The 15,169-nt window shown below is 68.1% G+C and carries 17 protein-coding genes; 8 read left to right on the forward strand and 9 right to left on the reverse strand.

Annotated features, from left to right (window positions below; genetic code table 11):
- Window positions 1–13 precede the first annotated feature (13 nt).
- The 4 genes from AC3XQU_RS15505 to AC3XQU_RS15520 all read left to right on the forward strand — a co-directional run bounded on the left by AC3XQU_RS15505 (window position 14) and on the right by AC3XQU_RS15520 (window position 2,671).
- A complete protein-coding gene (locus tag AC3XQU_RS15505; RefSeq protein WP_489875057.1) occupies window positions 14–784 on the forward strand; it encodes a response regulator in 771 nt (256 codons plus the stop codon).
- A gap of 82 nt (window positions 785–866) precedes the next feature.
- On the forward strand, window positions 867–1,334 hold the full coding sequence (locus AC3XQU_RS15510; protein WP_489875058.1) for a phasin family protein: 468 nt from the start codon (window positions 867–869) through the stop codon (window positions 1,332–1,334).
- 76 nt (window positions 1,335–1,410) lie between these two features.
- A complete protein-coding gene (locus AC3XQU_RS15515) occupies window positions 1,411–2,106 on the forward strand; it encodes a TetR/AcrR family transcriptional regulator (RefSeq protein WP_489875059.1) in 696 nt (231 codons plus the stop codon).
- A 16-nt stretch (window positions 2,107–2,122) separates the two neighbouring features.
- Window positions 2,123–2,671, forward strand: coding sequence for an LOG family protein (locus tag AC3XQU_RS15520; RefSeq protein WP_489875060.1), 549 nt, complete (start codon window positions 2,123–2,125; stop codon window positions 2,669–2,671).
- A 16-nt stretch (window positions 2,672–2,687) separates the two neighbouring features.
- On the opposite strand, the gene AC3XQU_RS15525 is transcribed toward AC3XQU_RS15520, so the two are convergent.
- From AC3XQU_RS15525 to AC3XQU_RS15560, 8 genes are all read right to left on the reverse strand, one after another.
- A complete protein-coding gene (locus AC3XQU_RS15525; RefSeq protein ID WP_489875061.1) occupies window positions 2,688–3,785 on the reverse strand; it encodes a GGDEF domain-containing protein in 1,098 nt (365 codons plus the stop codon).
- The gene (locus AC3XQU_RS15530; RefSeq protein WP_489875062.1) at window positions 3,782–6,481 is read right to left on the reverse strand and encodes a bifunctional diguanylate cyclase/phosphodiesterase; all 2,700 of its coding nucleotides are present in this window, start codon (window positions 6,479–6,481) and stop codon (window positions 3,782–3,784) included. The genes AC3XQU_RS15525 and AC3XQU_RS15530 overlap by 4 nt, the downstream gene beginning before the upstream one ends.
- Before the next feature lie 4 nt (window positions 6,482–6,485).
- Window positions 6,486–6,917, reverse strand: coding sequence for a phosphate ABC transporter substrate-binding protein (locus tag AC3XQU_RS15535; protein WP_489875063.1), 432 nt, complete (start codon window positions 6,915–6,917; stop codon window positions 6,486–6,488).
- Between the two features lie 8 nt (window positions 6,918–6,925).
- Entirely contained in the window at window positions 6,926–8,182 is a 1,257-nt protein-coding gene (locus tag AC3XQU_RS15540) for a hypothetical protein (RefSeq protein WP_489875064.1), read from the reverse strand.
- A gap of 120 nt (window positions 8,183–8,302) precedes the next feature.
- The gene (locus AC3XQU_RS15545) at window positions 8,303–8,857 is read right to left on the reverse strand and encodes a YgjP-like metallopeptidase domain-containing protein (protein WP_489875065.1); all 555 of its coding nucleotides are present in this window, start codon (window positions 8,855–8,857) and stop codon (window positions 8,303–8,305) included.
- A 125-nt stretch (window positions 8,858–8,982) separates the two neighbouring features.
- Window positions 8,983–9,336, reverse strand: coding sequence for a KGG domain-containing protein (locus AC3XQU_RS15550; RefSeq protein ID WP_489875066.1), 354 nt, complete (start codon window positions 9,334–9,336; stop codon window positions 8,983–8,985).
- A 129-nt stretch (window positions 9,337–9,465) separates the two neighbouring features.
- The gene (locus tag AC3XQU_RS15555; RefSeq protein WP_489875067.1) at window positions 9,466–10,026 is read right to left on the reverse strand and encodes a hemerythrin domain-containing protein; all 561 of its coding nucleotides are present in this window, start codon (window positions 10,024–10,026) and stop codon (window positions 9,466–9,468) included.
- Window positions 10,027–10,235: 209 nt separating this feature from the next.
- On the reverse strand, window positions 10,236–11,267 hold the full coding sequence (locus tag AC3XQU_RS15560; protein WP_489875068.1) for an NADP-dependent oxidoreductase: 1,032 nt from the start codon (window positions 11,265–11,267) through the stop codon (window positions 10,236–10,238).
- A gap of 115 nt (window positions 11,268–11,382) precedes the next feature.
- Here AC3XQU_RS15560 and AC3XQU_RS15565 point away from each other — a divergent pair, with 115 nt between their 5' ends.
- Both AC3XQU_RS15565 and AC3XQU_RS15570 read left to right on the forward strand, forming a co-directional pair.
- Window positions 11,383–11,925 carry a YaeQ family protein gene (locus AC3XQU_RS15565; protein WP_489875069.1) on the forward strand — a complete coding sequence of 181 codons (543 nt, stop codon included), beginning with the start codon at window positions 11,383–11,385 and terminating at the stop codon, window positions 11,923–11,925.
- A gap of 35 nt (window positions 11,926–11,960) precedes the next feature.
- Window positions 11,961–12,410: a copper chaperone PCu(A)C gene (locus tag AC3XQU_RS15570; RefSeq protein ID WP_489875070.1), complete on the forward strand. Its 450-nt coding sequence runs from the start codon at window positions 11,961–11,963 to the stop codon at window positions 12,408–12,410.
- Window positions 12,411–12,460: 50 nt separating this feature from the next.
- On the opposite strand, the gene AC3XQU_RS15575 is transcribed toward AC3XQU_RS15570, so the two are convergent.
- Entirely contained in the window at window positions 12,461–13,246 is a 786-nt protein-coding gene (locus tag AC3XQU_RS15575) for a head GIN domain-containing protein (protein ID WP_489875071.1), read from the reverse strand.
- A 218-nt stretch (window positions 13,247–13,464) separates the two neighbouring features.
- On the opposite strand from AC3XQU_RS15575, the gene AC3XQU_RS15580 reads away from it, so the two are divergent.
- Entirely contained in the window at window positions 13,465–13,938 is a 474-nt protein-coding gene (locus AC3XQU_RS15580; protein WP_489875072.1) for a DMT family transporter, read from the forward strand.
- 99 nt (window positions 13,939–14,037) lie between these two features.
- A complete protein-coding gene (locus tag AC3XQU_RS15585) occupies window positions 14,038–15,159 on the forward strand; it encodes a type IV pilus twitching motility protein PilT (protein WP_489875073.1) in 1,122 nt (373 codons plus the stop codon).
- Window positions 15,160–15,169: the final 10 nt, after the last annotated feature.

Consider the following 15,169-nt stretch of genomic DNA (forward strand, 5'->3'; position numbering starts at 1 on the left):
TGGGAGCGCCGTCTTGGCCCGCATCCTCATCATCGAAGACAATCCAGCGAACGTCGAGCTGATGACGTTCCTGCTGACCGCTTACGGCCACGCGGCGCTGTCCGCACCGGATGGCCCGCGCGGCATCGCCCTGGCCAGGGCCGAACCGCCCGACCTGGTTGCCTGCGACGTCAACCTGCCGGGCATGAACGGTTTCGCCGTGCTGGCCGCGCTCAAGGCCGAGCCGGCGCTGTCCGGGGTGCCGGTGCTGGCCGTGACCGCGCTGGCGATGGCGGGCGACCGCGAAAAGGTGCTGGCGGCCGGCTTCGACGGCTATATCAGCAAACCCATCGAGCCCGACAGCTTCGTCGCCGAGCTCGAAGCCTTCCTGCTGCCAGGCGACACGGTGCCCGCGGCAGCCCCGGCCACCGTCCTGCTGGTGGACGACGACCCCTTCATGCTGGCCGTGCTGGCAGAAATGCTCGAGGCCGAACCCTGGCGCGTGCTCACCGCCGCTTCCGGCGCCGAGGCGCTGGCCGTGCTGGCGCGCGAGCCGGTCGAGGTGATCCTGTGCGACCAGTCGATGCCGGGCATGAGCGGCACCGAGGTGCTGGCCCAGGTAGCCGAGCGCTATCCGCGCACGGCGCGCCTGATGCTCACCGGCCAGCAAGACCTGGCCGCGATCGACGCGGCACTGCGCGCCGGCATCGCCGATGCCCATTACGCCAAGCCGGTGTCGGCCCAGGGCCTGCGCCTGAGCATCCGCGAGGCCGTCGCGCTGCAGCAGCGGCGCGCAGCCACCTGAAGGGCCGGCGCCAGCCCCTTTAGAAGCCGGTTTCTACTGTGCGTGCCTACAATGGCGGGACCCGCTCCAGGAGGCCTTCGCCATGACCAAGAAACTCCCCGCACCCGACGACGACGAGGCGCTCGCGCGCGCCGTGCGCGACTCCGCCCAGCAGATCTGGCAGGCTGGCCTGGGCGCCTTTGCCAAGGCCCAGGAAGAGGGCGGCCGCTCCTTCACCCGCCTGGTGCGCGACGGCAGCGCGTTGCAAAAGCGTGCACGCGAAGTGGAAGAAGCCACCGGCACCGTGGCCCGCGCCGCCGAACGCGCCAGCCGCCGCAGCGGGGGCTCCTGGGGCAAGCTGGAACAGGTGTTCGAAGAGCGCGTGGCGCGGGCCCTGGCCACCATCGGCGTGCCGGCCGCCAGCGAGGTCGAGGCATTGCGCCGGCGCGTCGACGAACTCGAGAGCATGCTGGCCGGCCTGGCCTCGCAACTGCAGACACCGGCCCCCAGACCGCGCCCCCGCCGCGGCCAAAAAGGCACGATCGTGCAGGAAGATGGCGACGGGGCCTGAAACGGGGCCTCCCGCGCTGTCGCAATGGCATCATTTGGTGTTATTCTCCGGGCTGGCACCATAAACTTCGCCCTTCATGCAACAAAAAGCTCCGCGCCGGACCCGTGAACGCATCCTCGAGCTCTCGCTCAGGCTGTTCAACGAATTCGGCGAGCCGAACATCACGACGACCGTCATTGCCGAGGAGATGAATATCTCGCCCGGCAACCTCTACTATCACTTCCGTAACAAGGACGACATCGTCAATTCGATCTTTGTCCAGTTCGAGGCGGAGATCGAGCGCATCCTCACCGTGCCGGCCGGACGCCGCTCGAACATGGAAGACGTCTGGCTCTACCTGCACCTGATGTTCGAGCTGATCTGGCGCTACCGCTTCTTCTACCGCGACCTGAACGACCTGCTCTCGCGCAACCGCAAGCTCGAGCTGCACTTCAAGGCCATCCTCGCCCACAAGATCAAGGTCGCGCGCCAGCTGTGCGAAGACCTGCGCAGCGAAGGCTCGCTCGACGCGGGCGACCAGCAGATCGGCGCCATGGCCACCAACATGGTGGTGGTGGCGACCTATTGGCTGTCCTACGAATACGTGCGCAACCCGCGCAAGTACAGCGAGCAGCAGGCCATCGCCGATGCGCTCGCGCGCGGCTGCTACCAGGTGCTGTCGATGCTGGGGCCCTACCTGCGCGGCGACACCCGCCTGCTGTTCGAAAAGCTGTCCGAGGAATACCTCAAGAAGCTCTCCGCCGAGGCCAGGCCCGGCGCCGATTTCCTGTAACCCTACTGCGCTCACGATGAAGACACTGGCCGTGTATTGCGGCGCCGCCCACGGCGCCAATTCCCTCTATGCCGACGCGGCGCGCCTGCTGGCGGCAGCGCTGGTCGAGCACAACATCGGCCTGGTCTACGGCGGCGGCAAGGTCGGCCTGATGGGCGTGATCGCCGACGAGGTGCTGCGCCTGGGCGGCGAAGCCACCGGCGTGATCCCCAAGGCCCTGGTCGAGCGCGAGGTCGGCCACGCCGGCCTGACCCGCCTGTTCGTGGTCAAGGACATGCACGAGCGCAAAGCCATGATGGCCGACCTGTCGGAAGGCTTCATCGCCATGCCCGGCGGGATGGGCACGCTGGAAGAACTGTTCGAGATGGTGACCTGGGCCCAGCTGGGGATCCACGCCAAGCCGATCGGGCTGTACAACCCGAACGGCTTCTGGGACGGCCTGGTGAATTTCGTGCGCCACCAGAGCGAGGAGGGCTTCGTCAGGCCGGAGCACCTGGGGCTGATGCAGGTGGATGCGGATGCCGGGTCCTTGATCCGGCGCCTGCGGGCGGCGTCGCCGGCTTGAGGGGCCGGGCGGCGCTTCAGGCCAGCACGATCCGGTCGCGACCGGCCTCCTTGGCCTGGTAGAGCGCCTTGTCGGCGCGGCTGATGGCGTCGGCGAAGGGTTCGCCCACGCAGCGCGTGGCCAGGCCCGCCGAGAAGCTGATGCGGCGTTCGTCCAGGCCCGGCACCAGCATCGTGTGCACGCGCTCGGCCATGCGTTCGAGCACGGCGCGCGCGTCGGCTGGCTGAGCGTTGGGCAGCAGCAGCAGGAATTCCTCGCCGCCCCAGCGCGCCAGCACGTCGCCTTCGCGCAGGCAGGCGCGTGCGGCGCTTGAGAAGCAGCGCAGCACGGCGTCGCCGACGGCGTGGCCGTGGCGGTCGTTGACCTGCTTGAAGAAGTCGATGTCGAGCAGGGCGATGCAGGTGGCGGCGCCCGCGGCATGGCGCCGCTCTTCCGCTTCCAGCACTTCGTTCATGTGGCGGCGGTTGACCAGCGAAGTGAGCTCGTCGACGGTGGCCAGCACGCGGATGGTGCCAAGCGCTTCGGTCAGCTCGCGCTTCTGGCGCTTCAGGCGCGAGCGCAGCTTGCTCATCTCGCCGCTCAGCAGCGCCGTCGAGACCAGCGCGCCTGCCAGGTAGCCGAAGGTCAGCGCTTCGTTCGCCGGCGGGAAGCGCAGCGGGTCGTGCGCCTGCAGCCACCACATGGTGGCGCCCATGCCGGCAATGGCCGCGCCCGTGAGCACCAGGGTCTGGCGCGGGCGCAGGGCGAACATGCAGAACACGATGATCACCACCGTCATGATCAGCATGGCCGCGCGCAGTGGGCCCGAGATCGCATAGGCCCAGCAGCCGCACACCAGCGAGAACACGGCCTGGGCGACGGCCAGCTGGTCGGCCGCGAGCTGGACCCGGGCATTGGCGCGAATGAGCAGGTAGAACAGGAAGGCGCCGCAGCCGCCGAAGACGATCAGGCCGTTCGCCGCGGCAGGGCGGCTCAGTCCCAGCTCGACCTGCACCAGCAGCAGGCCGATGCAGGCGACGTAGAGGACGCAGGTGGCGGCCCAGTATTTGAGCATGCGGCGCATCCCCGGATCGCTACCGCACAGCAGGAGGGTGAAACGGTGCAGCAGGGTCAAGGAGACTCCTCGCAAGTCGTCGGGGCGGCCAGCATCTCCGCAATGCGCTCGGCAGGCACCGGGCGGCTGAACAGGTAGCCCTGCATCTCGTCGCAGTCATTGGCGCGCAGGAAGTCGCGCTGCTGCGCGGTCTCGACGCCTTCGGCGATCACGCGCAGGTTCAATTTGTGGCCGAGCGAGATTACCGCCATCGCGATGGCCTGGTCGTCCAGGCTCTCGGCCAGGTCGCTGACAAAACTCTTGTCGATCTTCAGGCGGCTGATCGGGAAGGATTTCAGCGCCGACAGGCTGGAGTAACCCGTGCCGAAATCGTCGATCGAGAGCGACACGCCCATCGCCTCGAGCTCGCGCATCTTGTCCACCGAGCGCGCCAGGTCGCGCATGATCGAGCTTTCGGTGACTTCGACTTCGAGCGCCTGCGGCGGCAGGCCGCTGTCGCGCAGGGCGCCGGCGATGCGCTCGACCAGGCGCTTTTCCTCGAACTGCCTGGCCGAGACGTTGACCGACACCGCCAGCGGCGGCAGGCCGGCGGCGCGCCAGGCCTGGGCCTGGAAACAGGCGGTGCGCACCACCCATTCGCCCAGCGCCACGATCATGCCGCTTTCCTCGGCCAGGCCGATGAAGCGCAGCGGCGAGATCAGGCCGTGTTCGGGGTGGTTCCAGCGGATCAGCGCCTCGACGCCGAACACCTGGCCGGTACGCAGGTCGACCTTGGGCTGGTACAGCAGCTGGAACTGGCAGGACGGGCCGGCGCAGGTTTCCAGCGCGGTGCGCATTCCTTCGAGCAGCACCAGCTTTTCCTCGACGCTGGCATTCATCTCGCTGGCGTAGAACTGGAAGCTGTTCTTGTGTTCCTTGGCGCGGTACATGGCCGCATCGGCGTTCATCATCAGCGCATTGGCATCGAGCCCGTCGCGCGGGTAGAGCACCACGCCCATGCTGCAGCTGACCTGTACTTCCTGGCCTTCCAGCTCGACCGGCTCGGTCACGGCCTGGCGCACCTTTTCCAGCAACGGGGTGATGGCCAGCGGGTCGCCCGACAGCTCGGGCAGCAGGATCACGAATTCGTCGCCGCCGAAGCGCGCCAGCGTGTCGTTGCGGCGCAGGCAGCGGCCCATGCGCGCGCCCACCACCTTGAGCAGCTCGTCGCCGGCATTGTGGCCGAGGCCATCGTTGACCAGCTTGAAGCCGTCAAGGTCGATGAAGGCCAGGCCCACGCTGCCGCCCTTGCGCTCGGCGTCGCGGATGGCCTGGCCGAGGCGGTCGCGCAGCAGGCTGCGGTTGGGCAGGCCGGTGAGCTCGTCGTGGTGGGCCAGGTGGCGGATGCGCTGCTCTGCGAGCTTGCGCTCGGTGATGTCGCGCACGATGACGACCACGCCGCCTTCGACCGGCACCACCTGGCGGTGCAGCCAGCAGGCCGGGTTGTGCGGCAGTTCGGCCAGCCACTCGGCTTCGCGCGCGACGCCGTCGGTGGCCACCGCCGCCAGGTCGCCGAAGATCCCCTCGCCGATGTGGGCCGGGAGCATGACCGACATCGGCCGGCCTTCCATCTTCGCCTTGGGCAGCGCGGTGAGCTGCTCCGCGCGGGTATTGGTGGTCTCGATGATGAAGTCGGCCACCGCGCCGCAGGCGCCCGGCAGCGTGCGCAGCACGAAGAAGGCATCCAGGCTGGCCTCGGAGGCGGCGGCATAGGTTTCCTGCGCCAGGCGCTCGCGCCGGCGCGCCTTGGCCAGCTGCCAGGACCAGGCGCTGACCAGCAGGACCACCACCGCCAGCAGCGCGCTGCCGGCGCTGGCGCCCAGCAGCAAGGCGCGGCGCTGCTGGTGGAAATCGGCCATCTGCTCGGCCTCGGACAGGCCCACCATCGCCACCAGCGGGAAGCCGTTCAGGGGGCGCACGCTGCGATAGCGTGGTTCGCCGTCGAGCGGACTGGGGCCCAGCAGCACCTGGTCCGGCTTGCCGGCGGCGATGCGCTGGCCCCATCCGACCTGCTCGCCGGTGCGTACGGCGCGCACCACGCCGTCGCGTCCGGCCACGCCGAGCAGGCCGCGCTGGCCCTGGCGCGAGTATTCGTAGGAACTGGTGAAATACGCCGGGTCCACGGCCAGGGTGGCGACGCCGGCGAAACGGCCGTCGGCGTCGTCGATGCGGCGCGAGAAGACCACGTGCGGCTCGTCCCGCCCGATGGTCTCGCTGACGAAAGGCGTATCGCTGTCGCGGTCGCGGTGGAAAGTGAACCAGGGGGCGCGCGAGACGTCGCCGCCGATGGTGGTGCCCGGATTGCTGGCCAGGACGCGGCCGGCGTCGTTGGTGATCGCCACCTGGAACACCAGCCCCGGCGGCAGCAGGCCCTTGGCGCTCATCGCGCCCAGCGCCTGGTTCGGGCCGTTCATGGCGACCGCGTACTGCATCACGCGCAGGGTCTGGTCGATGCTGCTCAGGCTGCGCGCCATCTGCGCTTCATAGGTGTCGACCAGCTCGCGGGTGGCGTTGCGGGCGGCCTCGCGCGCGGCGGTTTCATCGGCCCGGATCACCTGCAGGGTCGCGATCCACAGGGCCACGATCAGCACCAGTGCGAACAGCGGCAGCGAGATATGGGTTTCCAACCCGCGCCCGAGCAGGCGCGCGAAGGCCGTGCGGCGCGCGGCAGGCGGCGCCGGGCGCGGAAGCGGGTGTTCGGCCAGGACGGCTTTCATCGCCTCAGCGCAGCACCAGGACCGGGCGCACGCTGCCGTCCAGGGCGGAGCGGTCGATATAGCCGATCAGGGACGGATTGTCGGCCACCATGCGCCGCACCGCGCTGCTGTCGGCGGCTTCGCGCGGCGGCTGGCCGCGGCCGGTGAAGACCATTTTCGACCAGTGCGCCTTGAGCAGGGCCGGGGTCTTGCCGGCGACCTGCTGGTAGAAATGGTTGCGTTCGATCGAGCCGATACGCTGGTCCAGCGCCATGACCTCGGCGCCGTCGGGGAAGCGACCGGCCTGGCCGAGGAAGATCGCGGCGACCTGGTCGCCCGAGAGCGCCGGGGCCGGGCTGCGCGCCGACACGATGACCACCAGTTCGGCCGCGGCGTTGCTAGAGACGGCCAGCAGCAGCGCGGCGGTGGCGAGCAGGGAGTGGAGTGGGATACCCATGCGCCGCCTCAGAACACGAAGTCGAGCGCGACGCTCGCGACATGAACCGTCTCGCCGGAGCGGAAATCGGCCTGCCGGTTGATCAGGGTGCCGCGCGAGCCGCCGGTGGGGCGCACCCGGTCGTACTGGGCCTTGAACGCGACATTGTCGACCGCATCCCAGCGCAGGCCGGCGCTCAGGGTGCTCTGCACCGGGATAGTCGCCAGGTAGGAGTTTAGGCCGGCGTTGACCAGGGCCGCGGTGGGCCGCAAGCGCGGCGGCAGGGCGGCCAGCGGCAAGCCCGGATCGCTGACGGCGCCGTGGGCCCGCACCTTGGCGTAGCCAAGGTAGGGCGTCAGCGCGTCGAAGCGGTAACCCCCGCCGAGGTACATCGAGGTGGTCCGCCCGAGCAGTGTCCGGGTGTAGTTGCTGCCGACTTCCGCGCTGACGAACCACTGGCCCGGGTCGTAATTCAGGCCGGCGCTGACCATGGCCACGCGCTTGTCGTCGATTGCGTAGCGTTCCGCGATCGCGGCGCCCTGGGGGCCGAAGGCGCGCAGGGCGCTGAACACCTCGCCCGCGACCCCGGTGGTCAGCTTGCCGCTCAGGAGCGAGGCACGCGCGCTCAGGGCGCCGCGTTCGATGCTGTGCGAGAGCCCGGCAATACCGCGCGCGCGCAGGCGGTTGTTGTCGAACAGTTCGGTGTCGGTGCGGCCGTAGAACGCCTGGGTGGCATGGCGCACGTCGCCCGTGCTCCAGCGCCAGGTGGCGTCGACGCCGTCGCTGCTCGACAGCGGCAGGGCGCCGTAGACTTCCACCGGGGTGCGCACCCAGGGCAGGGTGTAGCCGACCTTGCGGTAGTCGGCGGCCAGGAACACCGGCAGCGCGATGCGGCCGACGCGCACGGCGACGTCCGGGGTGAGCTGGTATTTCACGTTGGCCCATTCGATGCGCGGGCGGTAGCTGCCGGTCATGCTTTGCTCGCTCACCAGCTGCACCACGCCCGACCAGCTGCCCCGGGACACGTCGAGCTGGGCGCCGAGGCGGCTGTCCACGTCCGGGCTCCAGCGCTCGCTGGCGCCGGCGCCGGTGGCGCGCAGGATGGTCGAGGTGTAGTCGGCAGTGCGGGTGCTGGCGTGCACGGCGCCGAGGGTGCCGAAACCGGAGAACTTCCAGGCCGTGGCGTCGGCCGCCTGTGCGCCGGCGCCCAGCAGGCTGCAGCCGAGGATGCCAGCGCGCAGCACGGCCGGCAGGTAGGCGGCGTCATGAAGAATTGTGTACGTCATCGTGTTTAATATTGCGGCCGGGCGGCACGGGAGCTGAGGGATGCGCGACCGGAGAACGCGACGCCTCAGACTTTACCCAAGGGACATGGGAAAGTCGAGATCTTTACATGTGGCAATGAATCAGTCTGACAAGCTTTGTTGTGAGATGGCAACGCGCTCTTCGCCCGCCATCCACAGGCGGTTTCCGCCGAGGTCCAGCCAGGTGAGGTAGAGCCGCAGGTCGAATTCGAGCTGGTGGTATGCCGGCTCCATCCAGCAGCACAACTTGTAGAAGGCCTTGTCGTGGTCTTTTTCCTTCAGGTGCGCCAGCTCGTGTACCGCGATCATGCGCAGGAAGGGCAGCGGGGCGTCGCGGAACACGCTGGCCACGCGGATCTCGTGCTTGGCCTTGAGACGGCTGCCCTGCACCCGCGAGATGGCCGTGTGCAGCCCGAGCGCATGCTGCACCACGTGGATCTTGCTGTCGAAGGCGACCTTGGCGACCGGCTCGGCCTGGCGCAGGTAGTTGTCCTTGAGGTCCTGCACGTAGGCGTAGAGCGCCTTGTCGGTGCGGATGCCGTGGGCCGCGGGATAGCGCTGCAGGAGCACTTCGCCGAGCCGCCCGGCGTCGACCAGCGCGGCGACCTGGGTGCGCAGCGCGTCGGGATAGGCCGTGAGGTAGGGAAGCTTGTGCATAGGGGCCGCAATGTAACACAGCGTGCGCTTGCGGTCCCGAGGGCCACGGCGCCGGGCTGCGCGCCGTGGTGTGGCATCGGCGGTCAGGGAGAAAGACCGCATGGGGATGGGATTGCGCCGTGGGCCTAGCCTTCCTTGCCGCCCTGGCGGTTGCCGGCATTCTTCGCTGCCGCCGCGGCGCGCTGTGCGGATTGCCGGCTTTCGCCGCCCTTGCGCCCGATGTCGGCCATGTGGGCGCGGTTGCGGCTTACTGCCTCGCCGCCTTTCTGACCGGCGCGGCGTGCTTCTTCGGAATCGAACTCGTGGGCGGTGCCTTTCTGGTGTGCCGCCTGGCCGCCCTTGCTGGCGATTTCACGCTGCTGGTTCTGGTCCATCGCCGCGAAACCGCGCTTGGCCGGGGTGCCGCTGCCGCTGCCGGCTTTCTGTACGCTGCCGGACTGGCTGCCCGCGCCCTTGCCGTTCTCTTTACTCGTCGCCATGTCGCTCTCCTTGTCTGCCTGTGTGCTGTCGAAGTGGGAACCCGCGAACGCCTGTATGGCTGCGCTCGTGCCGTTTAGAGGCACGCCTTGGGCGTTAGTTCCGTCGGACTGAACCTGCGCGGGCCGGCGCTAGCGCGGCCGCGCGCGCCGCTCGCGCAGCTGGCCCAGGGCGCCGCGCAGCAGCCCGCGCGGTTCGGCGCCGTCGATGGCCGGCGGCGGCGAGGCGGCGTCCATCTGCAGCTGCAGGCGCCGCGCGCGCAGGCGCTGGCCGAGCGCGACCTGGTCGACGCCGGCGCGCGCCAGGGCAGGGAACAGCAGGGTTTCTTCCTGCGCGACGTGGTGCGCCACTTCTTCGGCCAGCACGGCGACGGTGGCGTCGAAAAAGTCGTCTTCGGGGAACAGGGTCTCGAGCTGCGCGATGAGCTCGCGCGCGCTGTCGTGCTCGAGCTCCGCGTTGTCGAGTAGGCTGTCGTCGACCACGGCGCGCAGCGCCGGGTAGAACAGCTCTTCTTCGAGCGTGGCATGCAGCGTGAGCTCGTCGCACAGGTCGTCGACCAGGCGCTCGCGCCGCTCTTCTTCCTCGCCATCGAGCATGGCGAATTCGTGGAACATGGCGCGCACGCGCGCATGGTCGGCGCGCAGTTGGGCCAGGATGCCGTCGGGCGGCTCGGGCGCGTCTAGCGGATGCATGGCGCCTCCCGGCCGGCGCCTGGCCCGCGGACGGGTTCGGGGAATGGAATCATGGTCTCCTCGCATCAGGAATTTGGCGCGCCGCGCCAAAGCGATATAGACGCGCCTTAGGAGAACAAGTTTAGTCCATCCATCCTGAATATGCGATGGATCAAAAGGAACGCCAGTTGAGCTTGCAAACCGGCCTTCCTGTATCAATCGGCAGGCGCTCAGGCGTCGGCCACCTTCAGCACCAGCTTGCCCAGGTTCTTGCCTTCGAAAAGCATGAGCAGCGCTTCCGGGAAGCGCTCGAAGCCTTCGGTCACATGTTCATGGCTCTTGACGCTGCCTTCCTGCATCCAGCCTGCGAGCGCCGCGACGCCTTCGGCATAGCGCGGCGCGTAGTCGAACACCACCATGCCTTCCATGCGCGCCCGGTTCACCAGCAGCGACAGGTAGTTGGCCGGGCCCTTGACCTGGGCGGTCGCGTTGTACTGCGAGATGGCGCCGCAAATGACGATGCGCGCCTTCATGTTGATGCGGGTGAGCACCGCGTCCAGGATGTCGCCGCCGACGTTGTCGAAATAGACGTCCACGCCCTGCGGGCAGTGCTGCTTCAGTCCTGCGTGGACCGGGCCGGCCTTGTAGTCGATGCAGGCGTCGAAACCGAGCTGCTCGACTACGTAGCGGCATTTGTCTTCGCCCCCGGCGATGCCGACCACGCGGCAACCCATCTTTTTCGCCACCTGGCCGACCGTCATGCCGACCGCGCCGGCCGCGCCCGAGACCACCACGGTCTCCCCGGCCTTGGGCTGGCCGACTTCGCGCAGGCCGAAGTAGGCCGTCATGCCGGGCGTGCCCAGGGTGTTGAGCCAGGCCGTGAGCGGGGCAAGGGTGGGGTCGATCCTCGTGAACGCGGCGGTCTTGTCGTCGGCCGGGCCGGACCAGTAGCGCTGCACGCCGGTGCCGCCGACCACATGGTCGCCCACGGCGAAGCGCGGGGACCTCGATGCGACCACGATCCCGAGGCCGCCGGCGCGCATGACTTCGCCGATGGCCACCGGGCGGATATAGGATTTACCTTCGTTCATCCAGCCGCGCATGGCCGGGTCCAGCGACAGGTAGAGCACCTTGACGACGATCCCGCCGTCGCCCGGTTCCGCCACGGCTTCTTCGTGGAACAGCCAGTCTTCGCTGCGCGGCATGCCGAGCGGGCGGGCGGCAAGGCGGAACTGCTGGTTCGGCGGGAATGCGTTGGTCATGCTGGTCTCCTGGTCAATGTTGGCAACGAGACTATACCTCCAAGGTCGCGCCGGCGTGCGGCGCATGCGACAATAGCGGGTTAATCCAGACCCGCTACCCCACTCACCAGGCACCATGGCTATCAAAGCAACCATCTACAAGGCCGACCTGTCGATTGCCGACATGGACCGCAACTACTACGGCGACCACACCCTGACCATCGCGCGCCACCCGTCGGAAACCGACGAGCGCGTGATGATCCGCGTGCTGGCCTTTGCGCTGCACGCCGACCCGGCCCTGGCGTTCACCAAGGACCTGTTCGACGTCGAGGAGCCGGCCCTGTGGCTGAAGGACCTGACCGGCGCGATCCAGACCTGGATCGAAGTCGGCCAGCCGGACGAGAAGCGCATCCTGAAGGCGGCCGGGCGTTCCGACAAGGTCGTGGTGTACAGCTACAGCGCCACCAGCGACATCTGGTTCAAGGGGATCGCCAACAAGATCGACCGCGCGCGCAACGTCTCGGTGATCAACATCCCGAGCGAGACCAGCAGCCAGCTCGAGAAGATGGCCAAGCGCAACATGCAGCTGCAGTGCACGATCCAGGACAGCCAGATCTGGCTGACCGACGGCGCCGACACGGTGCTGGTCGAGCGCGAATACCTGCGCGGCTCGCTATAATTTAATTCCCCTTCCATGACTACCTGGTGCCGCACATGACCCGACAGCTTCTCGCCCTGCTTGCAGGCAGCCTGATTTCCGCTTCCGCCCTCGCCCAGGTGAGCGTGCTCGATCCCTGGATCCGCGCCACGGTGCCGCAGCAGAAGGTGACCGGCGCCTTCATGCGGGTGCAGTCGGCCCAGCCGATGCGCCTGGTGGGCGTGCAGGCCGAGGTGGCCGGCCGCGCCGAGCTGCACGAGATGGCGATGGACGGCCAGACCATGCGCATGCGCCGCGTCGAGGCCATCGAGCTGCCGGCGGGGAAAGCGGTGAACCTGGCCAGCGGCGGCTACCATGTCATGCTGATGGACCTGAAGCGCCAGGTGAAGGAGGGCGAGACGGTCGCCTTGACCCTGAGCGTGCAGGATGCAGCCGGCAAGCGCCAGGACGTGACGGTCAAGGTGCCGGTCAAGCCGCTGACGCACAGCGCCCACGCGGGGCACTGATCTCAAAAAAAATGGCCGGCATCTGCCGGCCATGTTCGTTGCGCGCCCGCTTAGCGCGGCGCCGCCGCGATCCGGCGCGCATCGCCCGAGCCGATGACCGACTTGCTCACGCGCGGGTCGCCGTAGTAATTGACGTCGCCCGAGCCGGCGATGGTCATGCTCAGTTCATGCCGCGCCCAGACGGTGGCTTCGCCGGAGCCGGCTACGCTGATGCTGGCGCTGTCGGACTGCACCCGCCCCATGTCCACCGTGCCCGAGCCGCCGATCGACACCGACAGCTTGCGCGCATTGCCGCCGGCGGCCTTGAAGTCGCCGCTGCCGCCCAGGCTCACCGCCACGGCCTCGCTTTCCAGGCTGCGCACGTTGATTTCGCCCGAGCCGCCCAGGTCGATGTCCAGGCGCGGCGCGCGCAGCACGTCGGCATCGACCGAACCGGAGCCGCCCAGCGCCAGGCGCTCGATCTGGCGCGCCTGCACCACGATCTTGAGGTTGCGGGTCTTCAGGTTCATGTTGCGCTTGGAAGGACGGATCTTCAGGGTGCCGTTCTCCACCACGGTTTCGACCAGCGGCAACAGGTTGTCGTCGGTTTCGATGGTGACCGATTCCGTGTCGCCCAGGCGCAGTTCGAGCTTGCCCGGCACTTCGAAGGCCAGGCCGGTGAAATGCGAGACCTGGCGCTGCTGGCGCTTGATGCTGCCGCTGCCTTGCACCTGTTCGCCGCCCCACGGCCACTCCCCGGCGTAGGTCGGGGTGGCGGCGCAGGCGATGGCGGCCACGAGGGCGGTGGCCAGGGCGACGGCGCGCAGGCCGGTGGCGGACGAGGTGGTCTTGTTCATGGTGGTCTCCGTTAAAAGCGTTTGTCGATGAAGCCATCCTAGGCAAATGCCGGGCCTGGCGCATGCCCCATGCGCGAATTGCACAGCTTACGGCCCAGAATGCGCCGTGGCGGGACAGGCTGCAGCCTGGGCATGCGCACGGCATCCCTATCCGGAACGGCCGGTTTGCACTAGAATCGTGCGCTTTTTGCCCCGGTTCCATGCCGGAGGAAGCAAGCATGAACGTAATCCTGTTAGTGATGGCCTTCTGCGTCGGCGTCGCGATGTCGGTCCAGGCGGCCGTCAATACCCAGCTGGCCTCGTCGATCGGCGCCAATTCCGTGGTCGCCGCCTTCGTGTCCTTTGCCTGCGGCACCATCGTGCTCGGTGGCATGGCGATCTCGCGCGGCGGGCTGGGCCCGACCTTAGCGGCTCTGGCCGTCCAGCCTGCGTGGAAGTTCGCAGGAGGCTTCCTGGGCGCGGCCTTTGTCTTCGGCACGGTGTTCCTGGCGCCGCGGATCGGGCTGCTGAGCCTGATCGTGCTGGTGATCGCCGGCCAGCTGGTGACTTCGATGGCGATCGACCACTTCGGGCTGATCCACATGGCCGCGAGGAAGGTGTCGGGCATTCGCATGCTGGGCGCCGGCGTGGTGGCGCTGGGCGTGGCGGTGACCCTGTTCGGCGAGCGCATCGTTGCGAGTTTGGGACGCTGACGGCCGCGCCGAAATTATTCTTTCAGTTTTGCAATCTTTCGGCGAAGCATGGTTCTATAATATCCGGCACCAGTTAACCTTTTCCTAAGTGCCGGCCAGATGGAACATCACCAGTCCTCGCAGATCCCCACCCTGTCGTATATCGAGAACGAAGACCATCCGGTATTCGGCACCCTGGTCGAGCAGATCCTCCACCTGCTCAATTCGCGCCTGGTGTTCTCGGACATCATCATTCACCAGAACAGCCCGCTGATGCTGCGCCAGCCGAAAGGGCTGGTGGCGGTGACCGATTCGCCGATCACCAAGGAAGAGCTGGAAGAATTCTTCGACGTGATCGAGCCGAACTGGAACGAGCGCATCCAGGTGCGCGCATTCGACCGCTCGATCGACCTGCACACGGCGCGCATCCGCGCCAACTGCTTCTCGTTCCAGGGCAAGAAGCGCCTGGGCTGCGTGATCCGCCGCTTCCCGAAGGAGCCGGTGGCGCTGTCCGAGCTGGGCCTGTGGAAGGACGAGCAGGAATTCGCCCGCCTCAACAGCGGCCTGGTCTTGATCATCGGCGACACCTGCCAGGGCAAGTCGACCACCATCGCCTCGATGATCGACGAGATCAACAAGCACCGCTCGGGCCACATCATCACCATCGAAGACCCGGTCGAGACCCTGATCCCGCAGCGCAAATGCATCATCACCCAGCGCGAGGTGGGCGTGGACGGCGACGTCGAAAGCTACTACCTCGGCGCCCTCGACGCCCTGCGCGAGCGCCCGGACGTGATCGTCATCGGCGAGATCCGCGACGCCGAAACGGCCCAGGAAGCGCTGGCCCTGGCCGAATCGGGCCCGCTGGTGCTGGCCACCTTGCATGCACGCTCGACGGAACTGGGCCTGCAGAAGATGCTGCGCCTGCTGGGTAATTCCGAAGCCCAGGCCCAGGCGCTGGCCCACGCGCTGCGCGGCGTGCTGTGCCAGGCGCTGCTGCCATCCGTCGAAGGCAACCGCTATCACCTGGCCACCGAATGCCTGACCCCGAGCCCGGCGATCATGCGCATGCTGGAAAGCGGCGACGTGGGCGGCATCCGCGCCCACATGAATGCCGGGCGCGACGCCGGCTGCCACACGATGAATGCGTCGCTCGAGCAGCTGCTGGCCTCGCACAAGGTGCGGGTCGAAGATGCGCGCAATGCCACGACCGACCGGGTGTCGTTCGCGGACATGGTCTAGCCGGCCGGCT

This window comes from Telluria sp. AZSoR62 (assembly GCF_058111565.1).

Excerpts from the sequence above, each read along its gene's own strand:
- AC3XQU_RS15510 (WP_489875058.1), top strand. The coding sequence starts at position 867 with ATGACCAAGAAACTCCCCGCACCCGACGACGACGAGGCGCTCGCGCGC.
- AC3XQU_RS15515 (WP_489875059.1), top strand. The coding sequence starts at position 1,411 with ATGCAACAAAAAGCTCCGCGCCGGACCCGTGAACGCATCCTCGAGCTC.
- AC3XQU_RS15520 (WP_489875060.1), top strand. The coding sequence starts at position 2,123 with ATGAAGACACTGGCCGTGTATTGCGGCGCCGCCCACGGCGCCAATTCC.
- AC3XQU_RS15530 (WP_489875062.1), bottom strand. The coding sequence starts at position 6,481 with ATGAAAGCCGTCCTGGCCGAACACCCGCTTCCGCGCCCGGCGCCGCCT.
- AC3XQU_RS15535 (WP_489875063.1), bottom strand. The coding sequence starts at position 6,917 with ATGGGTATCCCACTCCACTCCCTGCTCGCCACCGCCGCGCTGCTGCTG.
- AC3XQU_RS15540 (WP_489875064.1), bottom strand. The coding sequence starts at position 8,182 with ATGACGTACACAATTCTTCATGACGCCGCCTACCTGCCGGCCGTGCTG.
- AC3XQU_RS15545 (WP_489875065.1), bottom strand. The coding sequence starts at position 8,857 with ATGCACAAGCTTCCCTACCTCACGGCCTATCCCGACGCGCTGCGCACC.
- AC3XQU_RS15550 (WP_489875066.1), bottom strand. The coding sequence starts at position 9,336 with ATGGCGACGAGTAAAGAGAACGGCAAGGGCGCGGGCAGCCAGTCCGGC.
- AC3XQU_RS15555 (WP_489875067.1), bottom strand. The coding sequence starts at position 10,026 with ATGCATCCGCTAGACGCGCCCGAGCCGCCCGACGGCATCCTGGCCCAA.
- AC3XQU_RS15560 (WP_489875068.1), bottom strand. The coding sequence starts at position 11,267 with ATGACCAACGCATTCCCGCCGAACCAGCAGTTCCGCCTTGCCGCCCGC.
- AC3XQU_RS15565 (WP_489875069.1), top strand. The coding sequence starts at position 11,383 with ATGGCTATCAAAGCAACCATCTACAAGGCCGACCTGTCGATTGCCGAC.
- AC3XQU_RS15570 (WP_489875070.1), top strand. The coding sequence starts at position 11,961 with ATGACCCGACAGCTTCTCGCCCTGCTTGCAGGCAGCCTGATTTCCGCT.
- AC3XQU_RS15575 (WP_489875071.1), bottom strand. The coding sequence starts at position 13,246 with ATGAACAAGACCACCTCGTCCGCCACCGGCCTGCGCGCCGTCGCCCTG.
- AC3XQU_RS15580 (WP_489875072.1), top strand. The coding sequence starts at position 13,465 with ATGAACGTAATCCTGTTAGTGATGGCCTTCTGCGTCGGCGTCGCGATG.
- AC3XQU_RS15585 (WP_489875073.1), top strand. The coding sequence starts at position 14,038 with ATGGAACATCACCAGTCCTCGCAGATCCCCACCCTGTCGTATATCGAG.